We start from the raw sequence: 19,884 nt of genomic DNA, 5'->3' as shown, positions 1-19,884 counted from the left end.
ATCGATGCCTACCATCGTCGGAGCCGGGACACCCCTGGCACGGTCTTCTGGTGGGCGCCGAGCCCTGCCACCGCCCGAAGGCTCCGCAGATCATCGATGGCAGGGACGGGGGAACCAAGATCGTGGACGCTCCAGCAGCGTCCTTGGGGTGAAGCCAGCACCACTGGCCGGGCGACTCTCTCCCGAACCCGACAGCTCACCTCGCAGGCGTCCGAGAGGACATCCATGCCCGCACGCCACCGCGCCGCCCGCCGCCCGCTGACTGCCCTCGACGACCTCGCCGCGGCATCCGCCGACGGCATGGTGACGGCCGGGAGACGATCAGCAGCCGCCGTCATCACCTCCGGCCTCGTCATGTCGATGTCCGGCACCCCCGCCTTCGCGGCGCGCACCTCGGAAGCCGGCTCGCTCAGCGGCTCGGTCGACACCGCGCGACTGACGCAGGACGCCCGCGCGGTTCTCCAGCAGCAGGTGGTTGCCCCCTCGAACGTCGAATGGACATTCGAGGCGCCCGCCGTGACCGCCGTTGCGCCGGCCCCCGCGCCGGAGCCTGAGCCGGAGCCGCAGGTTTCTCGGTCCCGTGAGCGCGCAGCCGCACCGGCCGCGGCGACAGCGACCGCCGAGCCCACGGTCGGCGTGCCGGCGAGCGCCAACGGCAACGCGATCGTCGAGATCGCCGCCCGGTACGTCGGGGTGCCCTACGTCTACGGCGGCTCGACCCCCGACGGCTTCGACTGCTCCGGCTTCACGTCCTACGTCTTCGCGCAGGTCGGCATCTCGCTGCCGCGCACCTCCTCCGCGCAGCGCAACGTCGGCACCGTCGTCTCGCGCGCCGACGCGCAGCCCGGCGATCTGGTCTGGTCCCCAGGCCACATCGCGATCTACGCGGGTGACGGACTCCAGGTCGACGCCCCCCGCCCCGGCAAGACGATCCAGATCAGGGAGATCTGGCAGTCCAGCCCGATCTTCATCCGAGTGGGCTGACGGTCCGTTGCCCGGCAATCTCGACACTTCACTGCGGCCTGTACCTCCCAGTGGAGGTGGCATGGGGCCTCGGCCGTCCAAGCCCGGCCTGACAGCGTGCTCCCTGTGCGTGGGCGAGACTCTGGGCGACGCTGACGAGCGTGAAGGCGGCCAGCTCGCACGACTCCGAGAGCTCGACTCGCTCGGCGTCGCGCGCCTGACGTTGGCCGATTGCCTCGACGAGTGCAATCGCGGCGACGTCATCGTCGCCCGTTCTGCGCGATCTGGGCGGCGCCGATCGGGCCGCCCTGTGTGGTTGGAGCGGGTCGCGGGTGATGAGCTGACCGGCGCGCTGGCGAACTGGCTCGATCAGGGCGGGCCTGGAGGTGCGCCCGTGCCCGCCACCCTCGAGCCGCTCGTCATCGACAGGTCGAAGGGGCCCGCGGGCCAGGTGTCGCCTTAGTCGTCCCGGCAGCAATCCCTTGGTGATTCTCTTTGGCTGTTTCCCAGCGCTGCGAGGAACACTCAGGCGGAGGCTGTCGTGGCAGCGCTTCGCCGACCCCAGAAGCGGCCGCGATGGGGCATCTTCATGGAACCTTGACGGCGTCGCAGGCAGGAGTTCGTCATCCACGCCGATGATCGAAGAGGCGCGACCGTCGCGCACGGCCGCCACGGCCGATCCCTGTGAAGAGACTGGCGGGCCATGACGACCACGAAGCGCTGGCCGGAGATCGATGACGTCACCGCTTCGGCCCGACGGACGGCCGCGTGAGCTCGTCGCTCAGGGACGGGCCGCTCCCCACGCGGCGCTCTCTGCGCCACGAGGACCGTAGATCTGTTCGCACGCGGGTCGCTCGGAACCGAAACCCTGCGTCGCTGGTGAGGGTCGGATTGCTCGCGACGATGGTGGCTGTGTTCGTTGCAATGCAACCGTGGGGGGATCCGGGTCCTGCCCAAGCGTCCGCTCCGGTGGTTACGGGACCCACGACCGTGCAGGTGCTGAGCGCTCCAGACTCTCTGACTCCGCCGGCGTCCTTGCTGAGCGCTGAGAACCCTCGCGAAGGCGGAGTCGCCGCGTCGCGGATGGCCGACCGCACCGAGCTGCCGGACTGCACCGGGATCTTCAGCGGCCGCGGGAGCAACGGGCGCCTGGCCAAGTCCGACCTGTGCGACCTGTGGCAGAAGCCGTACAGGGACCGTGCGGACGCGGTCGCGACCATCACCGACCTGAACTCCGCCTACACCGCCCGGTTCGGCGAGCCGATCTGCCTGTCGTCCGGGTATCGCACCATTGAGGAACAGGCAGCTCTTCGTTCCCAGAAGGGTGGCCTGGCGGCACCTGCCGGACAGAGCAATCACGGGTGGGGCCTCGCGGTCGACCTGTGCCCGGAGGCGTACGCCGGGGAGCGGGGGAGGTGGCTACATGACGTCGGGCCCGTCTACGGGTGGGCGAACCCCGACTGGGCGCACCGGGGCGGAGACGGCCCATACGAGCCCTGGCACTGGGAGTTCGTCCCTGGTGTCGAGGCACTGGCCGACGGCTCCTGAGCGTGGCAGGCGTCCGCCGCCGGCCGGAGCCCTTGACGCGGGTTGCAGGCGCGGCCCGGATCCCGAGCGCTCGGCTCGCCCTGAATACCGCACGCCAACTCCGTGCAGTCCTGCGCGAGCAGGGGTTCCGTCGGGACGCGCGTCTTCAGCAAATCTTCGTCGTTCGGCAAGCGAAAACGCCTTGCCGATGGCCCATCGTGGGCATGCCCGACCGCGGGCGCCGTTTCGGTGAGACCCGAACGCGTGTGGCGCGGGCCCCGAAGCACAACACCTAGGAGCCCACGTGAGCCCGGACGGCAAGCGTTCGAACGACCGAGCAGCCCGCAAGGAACGCCTGCTGCAGCTCCAAGCCGCCCAGAGGCGCGCCGAGCGCCGTCGGACGGTGCTCATCGTCGGGATCGTGGCCGCAACGCTGCTCGCACTGATCATTCCCACGGTCGTCATCCTCACCAACGAGCAGCGGCGCAATGATGCCGTCGAGGCCGTGGCGAGCGCCCCCATCGAGGGTGAGCAGGAACTCCCGGTGTCGGCGGCCACGCACGTCGAAGGAGAGGTGCAGTACGCGGACGTCACCCAGCCGACCGCCGAGCCCACGCCCGCACTCGAGGACCCGGCCGAGCAGGGCAGGCTGCTGCCCCCCGTCGGCGGGGACCACGATCCGCTCCCGCAGACTTGCGGGTTCTACAGCGAGCCGATCCGAGACGAGAATGCCGTGCACTCCCTCGAGCACGGCGCGGTGTGGATCGCCTACCGGCCAGGCCTCGGCGACGCCGGAGCGGAGAGACTGCGCGTACTGGCTGACGCGAACCCCTACCTGCTGGTCAGCCCCTACGAAGGACTGGCGGCACCGCTGGTCGCCACGGCCTGGGGCGTCCGACTGGAGCTCCCTTCTGTCGACGACGCGCGACTGGAGCCGTTCCTCACCCGCTACCTCCAGGGAGAGCAAGCCCCCGAGCCCGGCGCCTCGTGCGAGGGCGTCGGTGGGTAGAGCCACGAAGGGCGAGGCGCGTGCCACGCCCGAGGTGCGAGAGGCCAGGACCGAGATCAGGAGCACCCAACTCCCGCCTGATCGGGAGCGATCGGATGCCGACCGGGGTGAACCAGAGGTCGCTGTCGCGTGTCATGCCCTCGGGGCGCGACATCGCGCACGTAGCCTGCGGGCGGCCGAGCCTGACACCCTGCTCCCGATCCCGGCCACCCCGCACATGTCGACGCGCTTTCGCGGTACGCCGCCGCCCCCTTCCGCCGTGTCCACCCGTCGCCTCAGGCGGCGGGTGGGTGCGGTTCTCCTCGCCGCCGTGATCGCCCTGATGGGTACCGGAGGGGCGAGCTACGCCGACGGCATCGACGACCGCCGCGCAGAAGCGGAGCGCCGCAGTGCCGCCGCCGAGCGACGCGCCGAGGAGCTGGAGGCGTCCATCGAGGGACTCAGCAGCGAGCTGAGTCAGGCGGCCCTCGACCTCCAGGCCACCGAAGCACGCCTTCCCGAGGCACAGGCCGAGCTGGAAGCTGCCCGCGCCGCCCTGGAGGCGACCCAGCGTGAGGCAGCCATGGTCGCCAGCCGACTGCAGGACGCGACCGACCTTCGAGGCAGCCTGACGGCCACCATCGCTGCTGACCGTGCCGACGAGGCCGAGCTTCGTGACGCCCTGGGTGCTATGGCGCGCGAGGCCTACCGCGGCGGACCCGGTCTCTCCGCCCTGGACGTCATGCTCGACGCCGAGAACGCCACCGACTTCCTCGACAACGCCCGCCTCGTCGACGCGGCCCTGGCTAGTCAGTCGCGGATCCTGAACGAGCTGCGCGAGGTGGACGCCACCAACCGCAACAGCGCGGCCCGCCTGAGCGCCGTCACCGACCGCGTGGCCGAGCTCAAGCAGCAGGCCGAAGCCAAGGTTGTCGCCGCCGACGAGGCCCGGAGCGTCGCACAGGCGCACGAGGACGAGATCACCCAGCTCATCGCGGATCAGAGCGCCAAGCGGGACGTGATCGCGGCGCTCAAGTCCCAGGCCGAGACCGAGCAGGCCGAGATCGACGCCCAGCAGGCGGCCATCGAGCGCGACCTCGTCGCGATCATCGCCGAGCAACGGGCCGCCCGCGAGGCTGCCGAGGCAGCGGCACGGGCCGCCGCCGAGGCTGCCGCGAGAGCCGCGGCAGAAGCGGCCGGCCGAGAGCCACCACCCCCACCTCCGCCGACGCCTGTGCAACCGCCGTCGGGGTCCGTCTCTGGAGCTCTGTTCGGCAACCCGACCTCGATCAACCCGATGTACGTCACGTCGGAGTACGGGATGCGGCTGCACCCGATCCTGGGCTACGTGCGGCTGCACGCCGGGATCGACCTGCGCACCGGGTGCAACACCCCCCTGTACGCGCCGCGTGACGCGACGGTGCTCTGGTCCCAGTGGCGTAACGGGTTCGGCAACCAGGTGATGCTCGACTACGGGACAGTCCAGGGGAACGCTCTGATGAGCAGCTCGAACCACCTCACCCGCTCGGTCGTCGGGGCAGGGCAGCGCGTCGCCAAGGGTCAGCTCATCGGCTACTCCGGCAACACGGGCCTGTCCGGTGCCTGCCACCTGCACTTCGAGGTCTACGTCAACGGGTCGACCGTGAACCCGCGACCACTTCTCGGCCTGTAGCTGGAGTCGCAGTCGGACTACGAGCCGCCTACGGAGGCAGCCAACACCAGGCGGTCTCGTGATCGATCGTCCGCTACCCGGCGGCGCGAGCATGGTCGTCGATCATCCCGAGCACCGGCCAGCTCGGGACGACGGTTTCATCAAACCTTGATCGAATCGCGCGCAATCGTTCGAGGGCGTTGGGTGACACTGGATTGGTCAGCGAGAGGCCAGGGAGCGCCCGTGCCTGTTCTACTTCGTCCGCCGGTGCGGATCACCGTCGTCCAGACGTCGGCGTGCCCACTCTGTGACGAGGCGAACGCGGTGCTTGCCGAACTTGCCAAGGACCACCCAATCGAGGTCGACGTGCTGGACGCGCACTCCGATGTTGGGCGCGACCTCGTCGCACGGCACCGTCCACCGCTCGCACCACTCGTCCTTGTCGACGATGTCTACTTCTCCGCGGGCCGCCTGCCGCGGCGCAAGCTCGAACGCACGCTCACGGCGCTGTCCACTCGCGACGCAAGAGTCGCCGGCTGAGTGCTCGGAACAGGTCAGCGCAGAGGGCTCGGTCCCGATTCGCCGTGACTGACCAGCGCGGCCGCTGCGGAGGTACGAGCGCGCCGAAGCCCCGTCACCGAGGAGCGGTGCGTGATCGTCCCCATATTGGCAGCCGAACCTGCAGGCCGGTGGGGGACCATCGACCAGGTTCGCCGACGCCACGACCCTTGACCTGACCGGCCGTAAGTCGTAACTTACCGTTCGTGGCTACTTACGGGTCGGCGGCGAGTTGGGAGGCTCTCGGCGACTCGACCAGGCGAGCGATCATCGAGTGTCTGGCCGACCGCCCGCGCGCGGTGGGTGAGCTGGCGGCCGAGCTGCCGATCAGCCGGCCCGCGGTCTCACAGCACCTGAAGGTTCTGAAGGACGCTGGGCTCGTCACCGATCGGGCCGCGGGTTCGCGGCGCGTGTACCGGCTCAGCCCCGAGGGGCTTGGTGCCCTCCGCGACCAGCTGGAGACGTACTGGACGCGCGCTCTGTCCGGCTACGCCGGCGCAGTCGAGCAACCGTCGGAGGAGGAGCAATGAGCTCAGCACCGCAGACCGCAGTCCTGCGGGAGGTCACCGTCGACGCCCCGATCGACCAGGCGTTCGCGGTCTTCACTGCACGCTTTGGGGACTTCAAACCGGCCGAGCACAACCTGCTCCAGGTCGCGATCGAGGAGACGGTGTTCGAACCGTGGGTTGGCGGGCACATCTACGACCGGGGGGTCGACGGGTCGGTATGCCGATGGGCTCGCGTCCTGGCCTTCGAGCCGCCGCACCGCGTCGTGTTCACCTGGGACATCAGCCCGCAGTGGCAGCTCGAGCCCGACCCCACCCGGACCAGCGAGGTCGAGGTCACCTTCGTGTCCGAGAGTGCCGGTCGCACGTGCGTGCAGCTGAAGCACCGCCACCTCGACCGGCACGGAGCGGGATGGTCCGCCGTCAGCGAGGGCGTCGCGGACGACGAGGGCTGGCCCGTGTACCTGACCCGGTTCACCGACCTGCTCGCGGGAGGACGCTGACATGTCCGCCATCACCGTCTCCGTCGAGGTCGAGCGGAGCGCGCCCGACGTGTTCGACTACGCGACCGATCCGACCCGCTTCTACGAGTGGCAGCAAGGTGTCGTCAGCGGCGAGCTGGAGCAGCCCGGCATCCCGGAGGTGGGAGCGAGATGTCGGACGGCCCGGCGCATCGGCGGCGCGACTCGCGACAGCACGTCCGAGGTCACGCACATCCGCCCCGCCGAGCACTGGGGAGTGCGCGGGATCGACGGTCCCATCCGAGCCGTTGTCGACCTGACGGTGGAACCCCTGGCGCCGGCGTTGACTCGACTAACGATCAACGTCGACTTCGAAGGGCACGGCATCGGACGGCTGCTGGTTCCGCTCGTCGTTCGACGCCAGGCCGCGGCCGAGATGCCGGCGAACCTCCAGCTGCTCAAACGGCGCCTCGAGCTGCCGGATTCAGCCGCCCGCTGATGACTGTCGGGGATCGACGACGAGGGACTATCAGTCACATCTCAGGTGGGCCGCGCTAGGTTTCGAGAGTGAGCGCACCGCCACGGTCGGCTGCCGTCGACGTGCTGGTGGTCGGGGCGGGTCCGACCGGACTCACCCTGGCGGCGGAGCTGGCCCGTCGGGACGTCCGGGTACGGATCGTCGACCGCCGGCACGACCGTGTACACGAGTCCCGGGCGCTGGCGATCCAGCCGCGGACCCTGGAGGTCCTCGCCCCGTTGGGCGTGACCGACGAGCTGCTCCGGCGCGGCAACCCCGCGGTTGACGTGCAGATCCACTTCCCCCGCAAGGTCGTGCGCGTGCCGCTGTTCGGCATCGGAGCCACGGACACGCGATACCCGTTCCTCCTCTTCCTCTCGCAGGCGGAGACCGAGGCGGTGCTCGGTCAGGACCTGGACGCCCGCGGTGTCCCGCTCGAGCGCGGGGTGGAGCTTGTCTCGTTCGAGGACGGCGACGATGCCGTCAGGTGCACGGTGCGCGACGAGTCCGGGCGCAAGGAGGTCATCGAGGCGCAGTACGTCGTCGGGTGTGACGGGTCGCGCAGCGCGGTGCGCCGCGAGGCCGGGATCAGCTTCACCGGCAGCGCCTACCCGCAGACGTTCGTCCTGGCCGACCTCGAGGCGGATGGGATCCAGCGGGGCGCGGCTCACGCGTTCCTCGGCGGGGAGGGCATGCTCTTCTTCTTCCCGCTCGGCAGCCCCTCGACCTGGCGGATGCTGGCGATGCGCCCGCCTGGTCAGTCCGGGAGCGACCGTGACACCGTCGACCTGCGCGAGGTTCAGGCTCTCGCCGACCGCTACACGAGTGGCGGAGTCCGGTTGCGCGACCCCATGTGGATGACGAACTTCCGACTGCACAACCGCGGAGCCTCCCAGTACCGCGCCGGTCGAGCGTTCGTGGCCGGTGACGCCGCGCACGTGCACAGCCCAGCGGGTGCGCAAGGGATGAACACCGGGATCCAGGATGCGGTGAACCTCGCGTGGAAGCTCGCACTCGTGACCTCCGGACGGGGCGCACCCGCACTGCTGGACACCTACGAGTCGGAGCGGGCACCGATCGGCCGCACGGTGCTGCGCTTCACCGACCGCGCGTTCACCATCGCCACGTCCACCCACGCCGCCGTCGTCTTCGCCCGCACCCGGATCGCCCCGGCGGTGCTCCCGCTCCTGGTGCGCATCCGCGTGGGGCGCGCTCTGGCGTTCCGGACGATCTCCGAGCTTGCCATCCGCTACCGGCGCAGCCCACTCTCGGTAGACGGGCACGGAGCCGTCGGCCGCGCCGTCCGCGCGGGCGACCGCCTCCCGGACGCGCCGCTGACGCTCGACGGCCGGCCGACGACCTTGCACGAAGCCACCGCAGGTCGTGGGTTCCACCTGATCGTCCATGGGCCCGCCGACGCCGCGCGCCTCGGCGTCGAGCGCTCTCTGGGCGGCGGACCCGGCGAGGTCGCAATCCACCGCCTGAGCAAGGTCGCGGCCCCGCACGTCCTTCACGACGCCACGGGGTGGGCGCACCGGCTTCTCGGGGTCGACGGCTCCAAGTCCGGGCACCTCCTGGTCCGCCCCGACGGGTACGTCGCGTACCGCGGCGGCGGTGACCCGACCGGAGTGCGGGAGTACCTCGACGACTGGCTGATGATGCACTGATGCCCCGCTCAACATCGAGACAGAGCTGACCTCCAGGAGGTAACCTCCACTATTCATTGGAATATTGGAGAAGTGTGACCAAGTCTGAGCTCTACGACGCACTCGCGCGAACCGGCAAGGCGCTCTCCAGTGGCAAGCGCCTGGAGATGCTGGAGCTCCTCGCCCAGAGCGAGCGGGCTGTGCAGGAGCTCGCCTCCGTCGCCGGGCTGAACCTGACTACGGCATCGGCACACCTTCAGGTGCTGCGCGACGCCGGGCTGGTGGTCTCCAGGCGCGCGGGCACGCGAGTCATCTACCGCATGGCGGGCGATGACGTGGCGGAGCTGGTGACTGCGATGTCCCGAGTCGCCGAGCATCACCGACCCGAAGTTCGTGACGCGAAGGCTCGCTACCTGCCCGACGACGTCGAGCTCATGAGCCGAGTGGAGCTCCTGGAGGCTGCCGCAGACGGGCGTGTCATCGTCCTCGACGTGCGGCCCCGCGGCGAGTACGAGGCAGGTCACCTGCCGGGAGCCGTATCGATCCCGGTGGATGAGCTGCCAGACCGGCTTGCCGAGATCCCTGCAGATGCGGAGGTCGTGGCGTACTGCCGGGGTCGGTACTGCGTCATGTCCTACGACGCCGTGCGCCTTCTCAGCGACGCCGGCCTGTCGGCGCGCCTCCTAGACGAAGGAGTGCTCGAGTGGCGCTCCGACGGCGTGCAAACCGTCGCCGGCGGTGCGCAGTGAGGCTCCCTACGAGCCTGCCGCTCCTGCAGGACGCACCAGAACAGAAACGGGTCCTGTCGATCCTCGTAATCGCCCAGGTCCTCAGCGGCGCCGGCCTGGCCGCGGGCATCACTGTCGGCGCGCTCCTTGCGCAGGAGATGCTGAGCACCACCAGCTTGTCCGGGCTCCCGAGTGCGCTATTCACGCTGGGATCGGCGGGAGCCGCGCTGGCAGTCGGCGCTCTGTCGCAGCGGTCCGGCAGGCGCGTCGGCCTGGCGACGGGGTACGCCTTCGGTGCGGTGGGCAGCGTCGGCGTCGTGATCGCAGCAGTCTTTGACAACGTCGCGCTCCTGTTCGTCGCTCTGCTCGTCTATGGCGCAGGAACCGCGACGAATCTGCAAGCCCGCTACGCAGGTGCGGATCTGGCCGCTCCTTCGCGACGCGGCCGCGCCGTCTCGACCGTGCTCGTCGCCACCACGCTCGGCGCGGTCGTCGGGCCAAATCTCGTCACTGTCATGGGCGACCTCTCGATGGTGTGGGGGATCCCCATGCTGGCAGGCCCGTTCATTCTTGCAGCGGCCGCGTACGGGGCGGCGAGCATCGTGCTCGGGCTGCTCCTTCGCCCAGACCCCCTTCTGCTGGCGCGGCGGCGTGCGACGGATACACCCGAGTACGTCTCGTTCGTGGACGCATCAGATGCTCCGCAGACCCGCTTCTCACGGGACGTCGCCTTTGGCGCGAGCGTCATGGTGATCTCTCAACTGGTGATGGTCGCGATCATGACGATGACCCCGATCCACATGGCCCACCACGGTCACAGCCTGGCCTCCGCCGGGGTGGTCATCGCCGTGCACATCGGCTCGATGTACCTGCCGTCGCCGCTGTCCGGCTGGCTCGTCGACCGATACGGCTCGGCCGTGGTCGCCGGGCTCGGCGCCGCGACGCTGCTCATTGCCGGACTCCTGGCGGCATTCGTCCCCGCCAGCTCGGTCGCCGGGCTCGCCGTCGCCCTAGGACTGCTCGGTCTCGGCTGGAGCTTCGGGCTGGTCGCGGGGACGGCCATCATCACGGGTGCAGTCCCGCCGGCCAACCGTGCCAGGACGCAGGGGAGGGTCGACGTCCTGATCGCCCTCGCCGGGGCAACAGGCGGGGCTGTGTCCGGACTGGTCGTGGCCGGTGCGAGCTACTCGGCTCTGGCGCTCGGTGGTGGAGTGATCGCGCTCGCACTTCTCCCGCTGGTCGCCGTCGAACACTCGAAGCGGTCCACCATCCCCACGACCGCGGTCTTGTCAGGGCGATAGCTTCGAGGCGAGCCGAGCTCGACAACTCGCTCTCGTCCGCGTTGCGCTCACCACCGCCGCATTGCCAGGAGGGCGAGCCCAGACCCTGCAACGAGCCCCGACGGGCGCCCCGTTGGTCTTCTGGATGACGGTTGGCGCTGATGGTGTGCCACTGCGACGCGGCCCCGCGGTCATCCATGCACACGGGTGTCACCTTCGCTCGCCTCGCCGCCCCAACCGCACCGGGACCTCGACGGCATGCACCCCCATTGCGCAGCGATATCGGCGAAGCGCACCGCAGTGCAGAACCGGGGAGAGTGCGGTGGACGCGGACGCGAGTCCGAGCGGCCGCTCTCGGGCTCAATACCGAGATCGTGCACGCGCCGCGCGGTTCGGCTCCCGGGGGTAAGCACGGGCCGCCCCGACGCGCCGAAACGTTGTCAAGCAGCGGAAGTTCGGCCCAGGAGCGGTCGCCCTCGTCTCCCGCATGGATGCCCTTGGGTGACGGGCCTTCGGTCAGTGATGGCCAGGCTCCGCGCCAGGTCGAGGAAATAGTCCATCTGGACCCATCCGGGCGAAGCCGCGTTCCGAACTCCCGGTGTCAGCAGCATCCCGACATGAGGCGCCTGTGAGGCCGGCCCGGAACGGAGTTTTTGTGGGTACGCCTCTCGAGGTCGCGCTCGTCTCGTCTGGCGGCGCCGCCGTCCGTGCGACCAGCCAGCCCGTCGACGGCGGGTGCCGCGGATGAGCGCGGTGAGACGAACCTGGGTTATCTCGGCGCTGTTGGCTGCCCTGTCGGGGATTCTGGCTGCTGCGACCACCCTCGCCGTCGCGCAGCTCGTCGCGGTCGTCGTCTCGCCGCAGGCAGCGCCGCTCATCGCCGTCGGTGGGGCCTTCATCGATGCGACGCCGCCGGCGCTGAAGGACTTCGCGATTGCCACCTTCGGCACGAACGACAAGCTCGCCCTCCTCATCAGCATGACCGTGGTTATCGCGGTGGTCGCTGCCGTCGCGGGAGTGCTCGCGCGCCGACGGTGGGTGCTCGGAGCCGGCATCGTCCTGGTCCTGGCGGCGGTGGGTGCGGCGGCCGCGGCAACTCGGCCCAGCGCCAGCCCGTTCGCCGTCGTGCCGAGCATCGTCGGCGGCGCGGTGGGGCTGGTCGCCCTGCGGATCCTCCTGTCCCGGCTGCCCGGTCGACGCGCGCCGCAGCCCTCTGACCGCGACTCCTCTGATCATGGCCTGGGGCGACGCTCTTTCCTCGCGGCGGCCCTGCTCGCCGCGGCGGTCGCTGCCGCGGCTGGCGTCGGGGCGCAACTGCTCGCCAGCGCTACGCAGACCGTCGAGGCGGCACGCCGCGTCCTGCGCCTCCCAGCCCCGTTCCGCAAGGCGGCGGCGCTGCCGGCGGGTGTGGAGTCCGGCGTCTCGGGCTCCGAGCCGTTCGTGACGCCCAACGACGGTTTCTACCGGATCGACACGGCACTGGCCATCCCGCAGGTCGACGCCGACTCGTGGCGGCTGCGCGTGCACGGACTCGTCGAGGAAGAGGTCGAGATCTCCTTCCAGGACCTCCTTGACGCCGACCTGGTCGAGTCGTGGGTGACGCTCACGTGCGTGTCCAACGTCGTCGGCGGCGACCTGGCCGGCAACGCCAAGTGGCTCGGGCTGCCGATCCGAGACCTCTTGGCCCGGGCCCGGCCGACCGCTGACGCCGACATGGTGCTGTCCACCAGCATCGACGGTTTCACCGCCTCGACCCCGCTCGCAGCGCTCATGGACGACCGCGACGCCCTGCTGGCGATCGGGATGAACGACGAGCCCCTCCCCGCCGTCCACGGGTATCCCGTGCGCATGGTCGTTCCCGGGCTGTACCGGGTTCGTCTCCGCCACCAAGTGGGTCGTCGACCTCGAGGTGACCCGGTACGCCGACGCCCGCGCGTACTGGACCGACCGGGGATGGTCGGAGAAGGGGCCGATCAAGACGGCGTCGCGCATCGAGGTCCCCGGCCCGTTCGCCCGGGTCCCCGCCGGTCAGGTCGCGATCGGGGGCACCGCGTGGGCCCAGCAGCGCGGTATCACGGCCGTCGAGGTGCAGGTGGACGACGGCGACTGGGCTCCGGCGACACTCGCGATGGAAGCCTCCGTCGACACCTGGCGGCAGTGGTCGTTCTTCTGGGACGCCACTCCGGGCACACATCAGCTGACGGTCCGCGCGACGGACGCCACCGGAGAGGTGCAGACGGCCGAACGGCTCGACACCGTGCCCGACGGAGCAACCGGTCAGCACTCCATCTCCCTCACGGTGGAGTAGCAGCTGCCGGTCGTTAGGTCCAGCGCGGCCGCGACGACCTGACTGAGACGGCCCCCTCTCGCGCGGACCCGAGTGACCGGCATGAAGAGTCAGGGTCATCTCGACCGAGAGGAGGGCGTCCGCCAGGTCGGCGACACGAGCGAGGGCGATCTGTCGAGCTCGGATGTCGGTCACCGTGCTGGCGTCGGCCGTACGCGGGGCGCCCTCATTACCCCCTTGCCGGCGGTCGTGAGGAAGGAAATGGGCCATGACTCGTCTGGCACCACGGGTCGGTCCCTCGGCTGAATGACGCGTCTTGGAGCCGGTTTTGCCTACCTGCTGGTGTGAACCCTGCAACGCGAGGTGAGTCCGGACCGGCGGTCGGTGATCGCCCGTGGTGATGACGATGCACCGGCTGACTGCGGGGGCCGGCTATCGATATCTGATGAAGAACATCGCCTCGGGCGACTGCGCGCGCACCTCGGCAACCCCACTCATCGCGTACTACACGGAGTCGGGGAACCCGCCGGGACGGTGGCTCGGCACGGGACTCGCTGGGCTCGGGCGGGCCGACGGCAACGGCGTGGCCCCAGGTATCGCCGCGGGGACCGTGGTGGTCGAGGACGCGCTGGCGCGACTGTTTGCGCACGGCGGCGACCCGCTGACGGGGGAGCCGCTGGGGCGACCGTTCCCCACAGTGGTGCATCCGGCAGAGCGGATCGCGGCTCGTGAGCGTGAGCTGCCAGAGTCGATGGACGCAGACGCCCGACGGTCTGCGATCGACACGATTACCCGGATCGAGCTGGCGAAAGACTCGCCGCGGACCATAGCCGGGTTCGATCTGACGTTCACGGTGATGAAGTCCGCGTCGGCTCTGTGGGCCCTCGGGGACCCGCGGACGCAGCAGGCGATCCTGGATGCCCACCGCGCTGCTGTCGGGCAGGCGATGGACATGATCGAGACAAGCGCGCTGTTCACGCGGACCGGGCACGCGGGATGCCGCCAGGAGCGGACGAGGGGAGTCCTGGCCGCCGCGTTCGATCACTGGGACTCACGTGCCGGCGATCCCAACTTGCACACCCACGTGGTCGTCTCGAACAAGGTGCAAGGCCTGGACGGTGCTTGGCGGTCGGTGGACTCGCGCGCCCTGCATCACGCAGTCGTGGCGGTGTCCGAGACGTACGAGGCGTTGTTCGTCGACGAGATGGTCCGTCGGCTGCCGGTGCGCTGGGGGTGGCGGGACCGCGGTCCGCGTCGGTCGGTCGCGTTCGAGCTCGACGGGGTCGAGGATCCGCTGCTCGCGGAGTTCTCCGCCCGGTCCTCGCAGATCGATGAGGCAATGACCGAGGTCGTGGCAGCGTTCTGTGCCAGCCACGGACGAACACCGAACCGCATCGAGGTGACCCGGCTTCGGCAGCAGGTCACCCGGGCCACACGTCCGCACAAGCAGGTCCACCCCCTCGGCCAGCTCATCGAGTCCTGGCGCCAGCGGGCCACCACACGCTTCGGGCATACCCCCGAAGCGTTGACCGCCGCGGCCCTTCACGACTCGCAGGTGCGGGCTCGCACACTTGCGGAGATCACTGCACCGGTCCGGGAGCACATCGCGGCACAGGTGCTGGTCGGGGTGCGGGAGCGCCGCTCGACCTGGACCAGGTGGAACGTGCTGGCCGAAGCGGCCCGTGTCACCAAGGGCCTAGTCATGGCGACACCGGACGACCGCCTTGGACTGCTCAACGCCGTAGCGGACTCCGTCCTTGACGGCTGCATCTGCCTCGAGGCGCCACGTGTCTTCGACTCGGTCGGCCGATACGCGCGGCCGGATGGAAGTTCGGTCTTTGACCGGTCTCGTGAGTCACGGTTCACCGACCAGGTGATTCTGGATGCCGAACGACGTCTCCTCGCCGCAGCCGACGACCACGACGCTCCGACGGCCCTCGTCCTGGGCGACGCGCGCGCGATTCGCGGACCGACGAAGGAGCCCATCGACCTGTCCGACGATCAGCTCGACGCGGTGCGCACAGTCGCATGCTCGGCAAGGCGCGTCGACGTGGTGGTCGGCCCGGCCGGCGCCGGCAAGACCACCACACTGCTCGGGCTGCGCACCACCTGGGAGCGGACGCACGGCCAGGGAAGCGTCATCGGGATCGCCCCCTCCTCGAGCGCGGCCGCCACACTGGCCGCGGCGCTCGGCATCAACTGCGAGAACACCGCGAAATGGCTGCACGAGTCAGCCGGAGCCGGCGCCGTCCACCGCGGCAACATGCTCACCCGACTCATGGCGCGCCGAACCGCACTGGCGGGACCCATCCAGCGCGCGACTCTGCGCGCGGTCGACACGGCGCTCACCGCGCTGACCGCACAACAGCGTCGATGGGGCCTGCACCCAGGTCAGCTCGTCATCATCGATGAGGCGTCCCTCGCCGGCACCCTCGCCCTCGACACCCTCATCGGGCAAGTCACCGATGCAGGTGCCAAAGCGCTCCTGGTCGGCGACCACGCCCAACTGTCCGCGGTCGATGCGGGCGGAGCGTTCGCGCTGCTCGCCGAACGCGCCGGCGCCACACACCTGCGCACCCTCTGGCGGTTCTCCAAGCCCTGGGAAGCCGCTTCCAGCGCCGGCCTTCGACTCGGCGACTCCCGCGTCCTGGACACCTACATCGACCAGGGCCGCGTCCACTCCGGCGCCAGTGAAGCGATGCTCGAGGACGCCTACACGGCGTGGGCTTCCGACATCGACGACGGCCACGCCGCGATCCTGGTCGCCCCGGACAGCCGGACCGTGGCCGCATTGAACGAGCGCGCCCACAACGACCGTGTCGCCGACGGGCTCGTCCAGGCAGAGGGCATCGCCACGAAATCCGGCGTGTCCGTTGGAACGGGGGACCGCATCGTGACCCGAGCCAACGACCGCCGGCTGCGAGCCGACGGCGATGCGCCGGAGCACTATGTGCGCAACGGCGACCTGTGGGATGTGCTCTCCACCCGGGCCGATGGAGCACTCGTCGTGCGCCGCAGCGATTACGCAATCGGCACCAAGGCCGAGACGCGCCACGACGACGGATTGACGGGCACCGTTGTCCTGCCTGCGGACTACGTCGACAACCACGTCGACCTTGGCTACGCGACCACTACACACCGCGCCCAAGGGATCACCGTCGAGCACGCGCACGTGCTCGCCCACGCGGGTATGACCCGAGAGAACCTCTACGTCGCAATGACCCGCGGCCGCCACGAAAACCACGTCTACGTCGCGGTCGAGGACATCGCGGTGGACTGCGACGGGCTCCCGGACTCCCATGCCGCCCTCGACGCGTACGACATCCTGCGCACCGTTCTGGCCACGGCGGGCGCCGAGCTGTCCGCTACGGCGACGATCGTGGCCCGGCAAGACGAAGCACTCTCTCTTCGCCGGCTCGAGCCCATCCGACGCACCTTGCTCGCCGACGCCGCCCATGCTCGATGGACCACAGCGCTCGCTGACGCAGGACTAAGCGCAGAACAGTTGCGCTCCGTCGAACGATCAGCCTCCGCCGGGCAGCTCTTCGCGACGCTCGACCGGATCACTCTCCTCACCCGAGATCCTGCCCCGGTGCTCCGTTTGCTAGTCAGCAGCGCAGAAGCCTCCGGGCCCGGGTTGGTCGACACGTTGGCTCGCTCCGCGTCATCGTGGCTGCAGCTGCGTGCGCCGGACTCCCGCGACGTCCCACCAGCCGGCCATGGTGGCGGGCTAGGCACCGAGGGCCTTGCCCTGCTCGCCGAGATCGATGGGCTCATCGCCCAGCGCACCAAAGCCCTGACGGCGTCGGCGCTGACAGACAGGCCCGACTGGCTCGCGCGACTCGGTCCAGAACCCGAGGCGCCCGAGGCGCGCGACGCGTGGATCGCGCAAGTCGGAGCAACGGCCGCTCACCTCGACCATCTCGCGCCGACGTCGCGCGTGCGAGGCATCTCACCGACACCGGCCGACTCTGCAGCGCTGAGCATCTGACGAGGGGAGCGCCGAGGATGCGCCACGGTTCACCACCTTCTCTGACCCAACCATTCGGTCCGCCCATGCCGATCCTGTGGTGCGCGCACACGGACGCCGACCAGCGAGGACTGCTGGAAGCGCTCGCGGACTGGGTGTCCTGGCTCAAGGATCGGTACCGGCTTGACCACCGGGTCGTGCCCGAGTGCTGGGCACAGCACAGCGAGCTCGTCGAGGAACTCTCCGCCCTGCACCTCGCCTGGCAGGTCGCCTACGCGTCCACCTCACCAGCCGACGCCGCATTGACCTGGCACGAGCGCTTCGCCATGGCGCGGATCCGGTTCGGAGACTGGGTCGCACGAACGGGATGTCGGCCTGACGCGCACCGGCCTCCGTTGTAAGCGATCCTCAGTCCGGTGATTGGTTCGCCGCCAGCGGCGCCGGTCGTGCCGGTCGGCCGCAAAGGTCTGGCCATCCTCGGCCGTGCGTGCCGGGTGTGGCTTTCGCCGCTGGATGGCGATCGGCGCGGCGAAGGTCGGTTCGGCACCGATGCCACGGGCCCGGAAGCACGCGGCAGGCGGTCTCATGTTCGCAACGGACGCTGGTCACGACCAGCGAGCCGGCGTCAGATGGACGGCGAACTGCGCGGCGTGAACCCTGAACCCGGCCCGATCTGGGAACGCTCGCTCCCAACCCGCAGACAGGATCCTGCGGACGCCGAGCGGGGCGACCACGCGCGTGAAGAAGAGCTCGCCGACCCAGGGGCCGGATGGCGGCGCCGGCCGCAACCGTTCATCTGCGCGGTGCGCGCATGCCGACGATGTGGCACCGGACCGCGGGCCCGGTGCTGCTGACGGAAACATCGGCGCAGGTCAGACGTTGCCCGACGCCGGCGCGCAGCGAGGCAGCGTGATGACGAAGGTGGTGCCGTGGCCCACGCCGGTGCTCTGCGCGTGGATGCGCCCGCCGTGGGCGTGGATCAGTGCCCGCGTGATCGTCAGTCCGATGCCGCTGCCACCGGTACTGCGCGAGCGCGCATGGTCCACGCGGTAGAACCGCTCGAAGACTCGCTGTAGGTGCTCAGCCGCGATCCCCTCACCGGTGTCCTGGACCTCGAGCTTCACGGTCGAGGACACGGCGCGGCTCCGCAGTGAAACCGTCCCCCCGGGGGGCGTGTACCGGACCGCGTTGGAGATCAGGTTCATCAGTGCTTCGTGCAGACGGTCCGAGTCGACCAGGACCCATGAACCGCCCTCGCCCCCTTCCACCTGGACGGTAACGCCGGTGCCGTGGAACGCCAGGGAAGCGGAGCGCGCGGCGCCCGCCAGGAGCTCGGCCACCTGAACGGGGCGCAGACGCAGGTCGCTGCCTCGCTCCTCCGCGCGCGAGACGGCGGCCAGGTCATCCACGAGCCGCTCGATCCGCGACAGCTCGGCATCGACGCGGTCGAACGTCGCACGGTCAGCCGGCAGCACGCCGTCGGCGATCGCCTCGTGGTATCCCCGCACACTGGTCAGCGGTGTGCGCAACTCGTGCGCGAGGTCGCGCAACATCTCCCCGCGGGTCCGCTCGGTGCTCGCGATGTGCTGGGCCATGCCGTTGAACGCCTGACTCAGCGTGACCAGCTCCGAACCGAACCCCTTCTCCTGGACCCGCACGGAGTAGTCGCCGTGAGCGACCGCGGTGGCGGCCACCGACATCTCGCGAATCGGTCGGACGGCTCGACGGGTGACCAGGACGGCCACCACGAGGGCGGTGAGGGTCGCGGCGGTGACAGCCACCGTCAAAGAGACCAGGGTCGCTCGCGCGAACGCCATGTCGACATGGCTCGCGAGTTCCGGAGGGAGGGTGTCGGCCACCTCCTCCAGGTGGGAGCGGAAAAGTGCAGGAGCAAGGCCGAGCGCGACGGTCAGGAGCGTGGCCCCGCCGACGAGAACGACAAGGAGCTGGGAGAGCAGCAGACGAGCACCCAGACCACCGCCCCGCGAGACCCGGCTCATGCCCCGTCACCCATCCGGTAGCCGACTCCGCGCACGGTGCGGATGTACCGCGAAGCGCCCGGGTCGTCCGCGAGCTTGCGCCGAAGGTTCGCGACATGAACGTCGATCACGTGGTCGTCCCCGTACCAGTCGCTGCCCCAGACCGACCGGAGGAGCTGCAGACGTTCGAAGACCGTCCGTGGCCGCGCCGACAAGGTGTCGATGATGTCGAACTCGGTCCGCGTCAGATCCACCGGGACGCCGTCGAGAGTGACCTCACGCGCACCCGAGTCGATCAACAGCGCACCGAACCGCCGGAGCGGCTGCTCGTCCTCGCGTCCCTGACGTGGCCGGCGCAGCAGCGCCTGCACCCGGGCACTCAGCTCGCGCGGGGAGAAGGGCTTGACGACGTAGTCATCGGCGCCCACCGACAGGCCGATTACACGATCGACCTCGTCGCCTCGGGCCGTCAGGATGAGGATGTAGGCGTCGGAGAACGCCCGCACCCGTCGACACACCTCGATCCCGTCGATCCCGGGCAGCATCAAATCCAAGATGATCACGTCGGGTCGGGCGTCCCGGGCCAGCTCGACCCCTCGTTCGCCGTCCATGGCCACGTCGACGCCGAAGCCCTCATGCCTGAGGTACTCCTCGACCAGGTGCGCGATAGCAGGATCGTCCTCCACGACGAGCACCCGCCCGCGCCGACCCCGTGACGGGGAGACGCCGACGGGCTCCGAGGTCTCAGCTGGCGGGCGCGACATCACTTCCCCGTCACCGTCGCTCGTACGGGGCTCTCACCGCTGAGCCGGGAGTCCTCGAC

16 protein-coding genes, 1 pseudogene and 1 riboswitch are annotated in these 19,884 nt (G+C 70.0%); of the genes and pseudogenes, 15 read left to right on the top strand and 2 right to left on the bottom strand.

Going from position 1 to position 19,884, the window contains the following annotated elements:
- Positions 1-74 precede the first annotated feature (74 nt).
- A riboswitch (cyclic di-AMP (ydaO/yuaA leader) is annotated at positions 75-225 on the top strand.
- The 15 genes and pseudogenes from ACO06A_RS02310 to ACO06A_RS02240 all read left to right on the top strand — a co-directional run bounded on the left by ACO06A_RS02310 (position 226) and on the right by ACO06A_RS02240 (position 17,483).
- Positions 226-984, top strand: a complete 759-nt coding sequence (locus ACO06A_RS02310; protein ID WP_175345761.1) for a C40 family peptidase — start codon at positions 226-228, stop codon at positions 982-984.
- A gap of 109 nt (positions 985-1,093) precedes the next feature.
- Positions 1,094-1,426, top strand: a complete 333-nt coding sequence (locus ACO06A_RS02305) for a hypothetical protein (RefSeq protein ID WP_421734516.1) — start codon at positions 1,094-1,096, stop codon at positions 1,424-1,426.
- Positions 1,427-2,046: 620 nt separating this feature from the next.
- Complete coding sequence (locus ACO06A_RS02300; protein ID WP_175345759.1) at positions 2,047-2,511, top strand: M15 family metallopeptidase; 465 nt, start codon at positions 2,047-2,049, stop codon at positions 2,509-2,511.
- Between the two features lie 283 nt (positions 2,512-2,794).
- Positions 2,795-3,499 carry a DUF3105 domain-containing protein gene (locus ACO06A_RS02295; RefSeq protein WP_421734515.1) on the top strand — a complete coding sequence of 235 codons (705 nt, stop codon included), beginning with the start codon at positions 2,795-2,797 and terminating at the stop codon, positions 3,497-3,499.
- Positions 3,500-3,758: 259 nt separating this feature from the next.
- On the top strand, positions 3,759-5,150 hold the full coding sequence (locus ACO06A_RS02290) for a peptidoglycan DD-metalloendopeptidase family protein (protein ID WP_343047913.1): 1,392 nt from the start codon (positions 3,759-3,761) through the stop codon (positions 5,148-5,150).
- A 222-nt stretch (positions 5,151-5,372) separates the two neighbouring features.
- A complete protein-coding gene (locus ACO06A_RS02285; protein ID WP_175345757.1) occupies positions 5,373-5,669 on the top strand; it encodes a glutaredoxin family protein in 297 nt (98 codons plus the stop codon).
- Positions 5,670-5,893: 224 nt separating this feature from the next.
- Entirely contained in the window at positions 5,894-6,217 is a 324-nt protein-coding gene (locus tag ACO06A_RS02280) for a metalloregulator ArsR/SmtB family transcription factor (RefSeq protein ID WP_175345756.1), read from the top strand.
- A complete protein-coding gene (locus ACO06A_RS02275; RefSeq protein ID WP_175345755.1) occupies positions 6,214-6,696 on the top strand; it encodes an SRPBCC family protein in 483 nt (160 codons plus the stop codon). The genes ACO06A_RS02280 and ACO06A_RS02275 overlap by 4 nt, the downstream gene beginning before the upstream one ends.
- A 1-nt stretch (position 6,697) precedes the next feature.
- Entirely contained in the window at positions 6,698-7,153 is a 456-nt protein-coding gene (locus tag ACO06A_RS02270) for an SRPBCC family protein (RefSeq protein WP_175345754.1), read from the top strand.
- Positions 7,154-7,221: 68 nt separating this feature from the next.
- Complete coding sequence (locus ACO06A_RS02265) at positions 7,222-8,838, top strand: FAD-dependent monooxygenase (RefSeq protein WP_175345753.1); 1,617 nt, start codon at positions 7,222-7,224, stop codon at positions 8,836-8,838.
- A gap of 74 nt (positions 8,839-8,912) precedes the next feature.
- Positions 8,913-9,566, top strand: coding sequence for a metalloregulator ArsR/SmtB family transcription factor (locus ACO06A_RS02260; RefSeq protein WP_175345752.1), 654 nt, complete (start codon positions 8,913-8,915; stop codon positions 9,564-9,566).
- Positions 9,563-10,846, top strand: a complete 1,284-nt coding sequence (locus ACO06A_RS02255; RefSeq protein ID WP_421734514.1) for an MFS transporter — start codon at positions 9,563-9,565, stop codon at positions 10,844-10,846. The genes ACO06A_RS02260 and ACO06A_RS02255 overlap by 4 nt, the downstream gene beginning before the upstream one ends.
- Positions 10,847-11,569: 723 nt before the next feature.
- Positions 11,570-13,133: pseudogene (locus ACO06A_RS02250) on the top strand (molybdopterin-dependent oxidoreductase).
- A 379-nt stretch (positions 13,134-13,512) separates the two neighbouring features.
- On the top strand, positions 13,513-17,103 hold the full coding sequence (mobF, locus tag ACO06A_RS02245) for a MobF family relaxase (protein WP_343047920.1): 3,591 nt from the start codon (positions 13,513-13,515) through the stop codon (positions 17,101-17,103).
- A 65-nt stretch (positions 17,104-17,168) separates the two neighbouring features.
- Positions 17,169-17,483, top strand: a complete 315-nt coding sequence (locus ACO06A_RS02240) for a hypothetical protein (protein WP_175345749.1) — start codon at positions 17,169-17,171, stop codon at positions 17,481-17,483.
- 471 nt (positions 17,484-17,954) lie between these two features.
- On the opposite strand, the gene ACO06A_RS02235 is transcribed toward ACO06A_RS02240, so the two are convergent.
- Together ACO06A_RS02235 and ACO06A_RS02230 are read right to left on the bottom strand one after the other, a co-directional pair.
- The gene (locus ACO06A_RS02235; protein WP_175345748.1) at positions 17,955-19,082 is read right to left on the bottom strand and encodes an ATP-binding protein; all 1,128 of its coding nucleotides are present in this window, start codon (positions 19,080-19,082) and stop codon (positions 17,955-17,957) included.
- Entirely contained in the window at positions 19,079-19,756 is a 678-nt protein-coding gene (locus ACO06A_RS02230; RefSeq protein ID WP_343047905.1) for a response regulator transcription factor, read from the bottom strand. The genes ACO06A_RS02235 and ACO06A_RS02230 overlap by 4 nt, the downstream gene beginning before the upstream one ends.
- Between the last annotated feature and the right edge of the window lie 128 nt (positions 19,757-19,884).

Source organism: Cellulomonas sp. (assembly GCF_965229465.1).
GTDB lineage: Bacteria > Actinomycetota > Actinomycetes > Actinomycetales > Cellulomonadaceae > Cellulomonas.
This window is presented reverse-complemented; position numbering and strand designations above follow the sequence as displayed.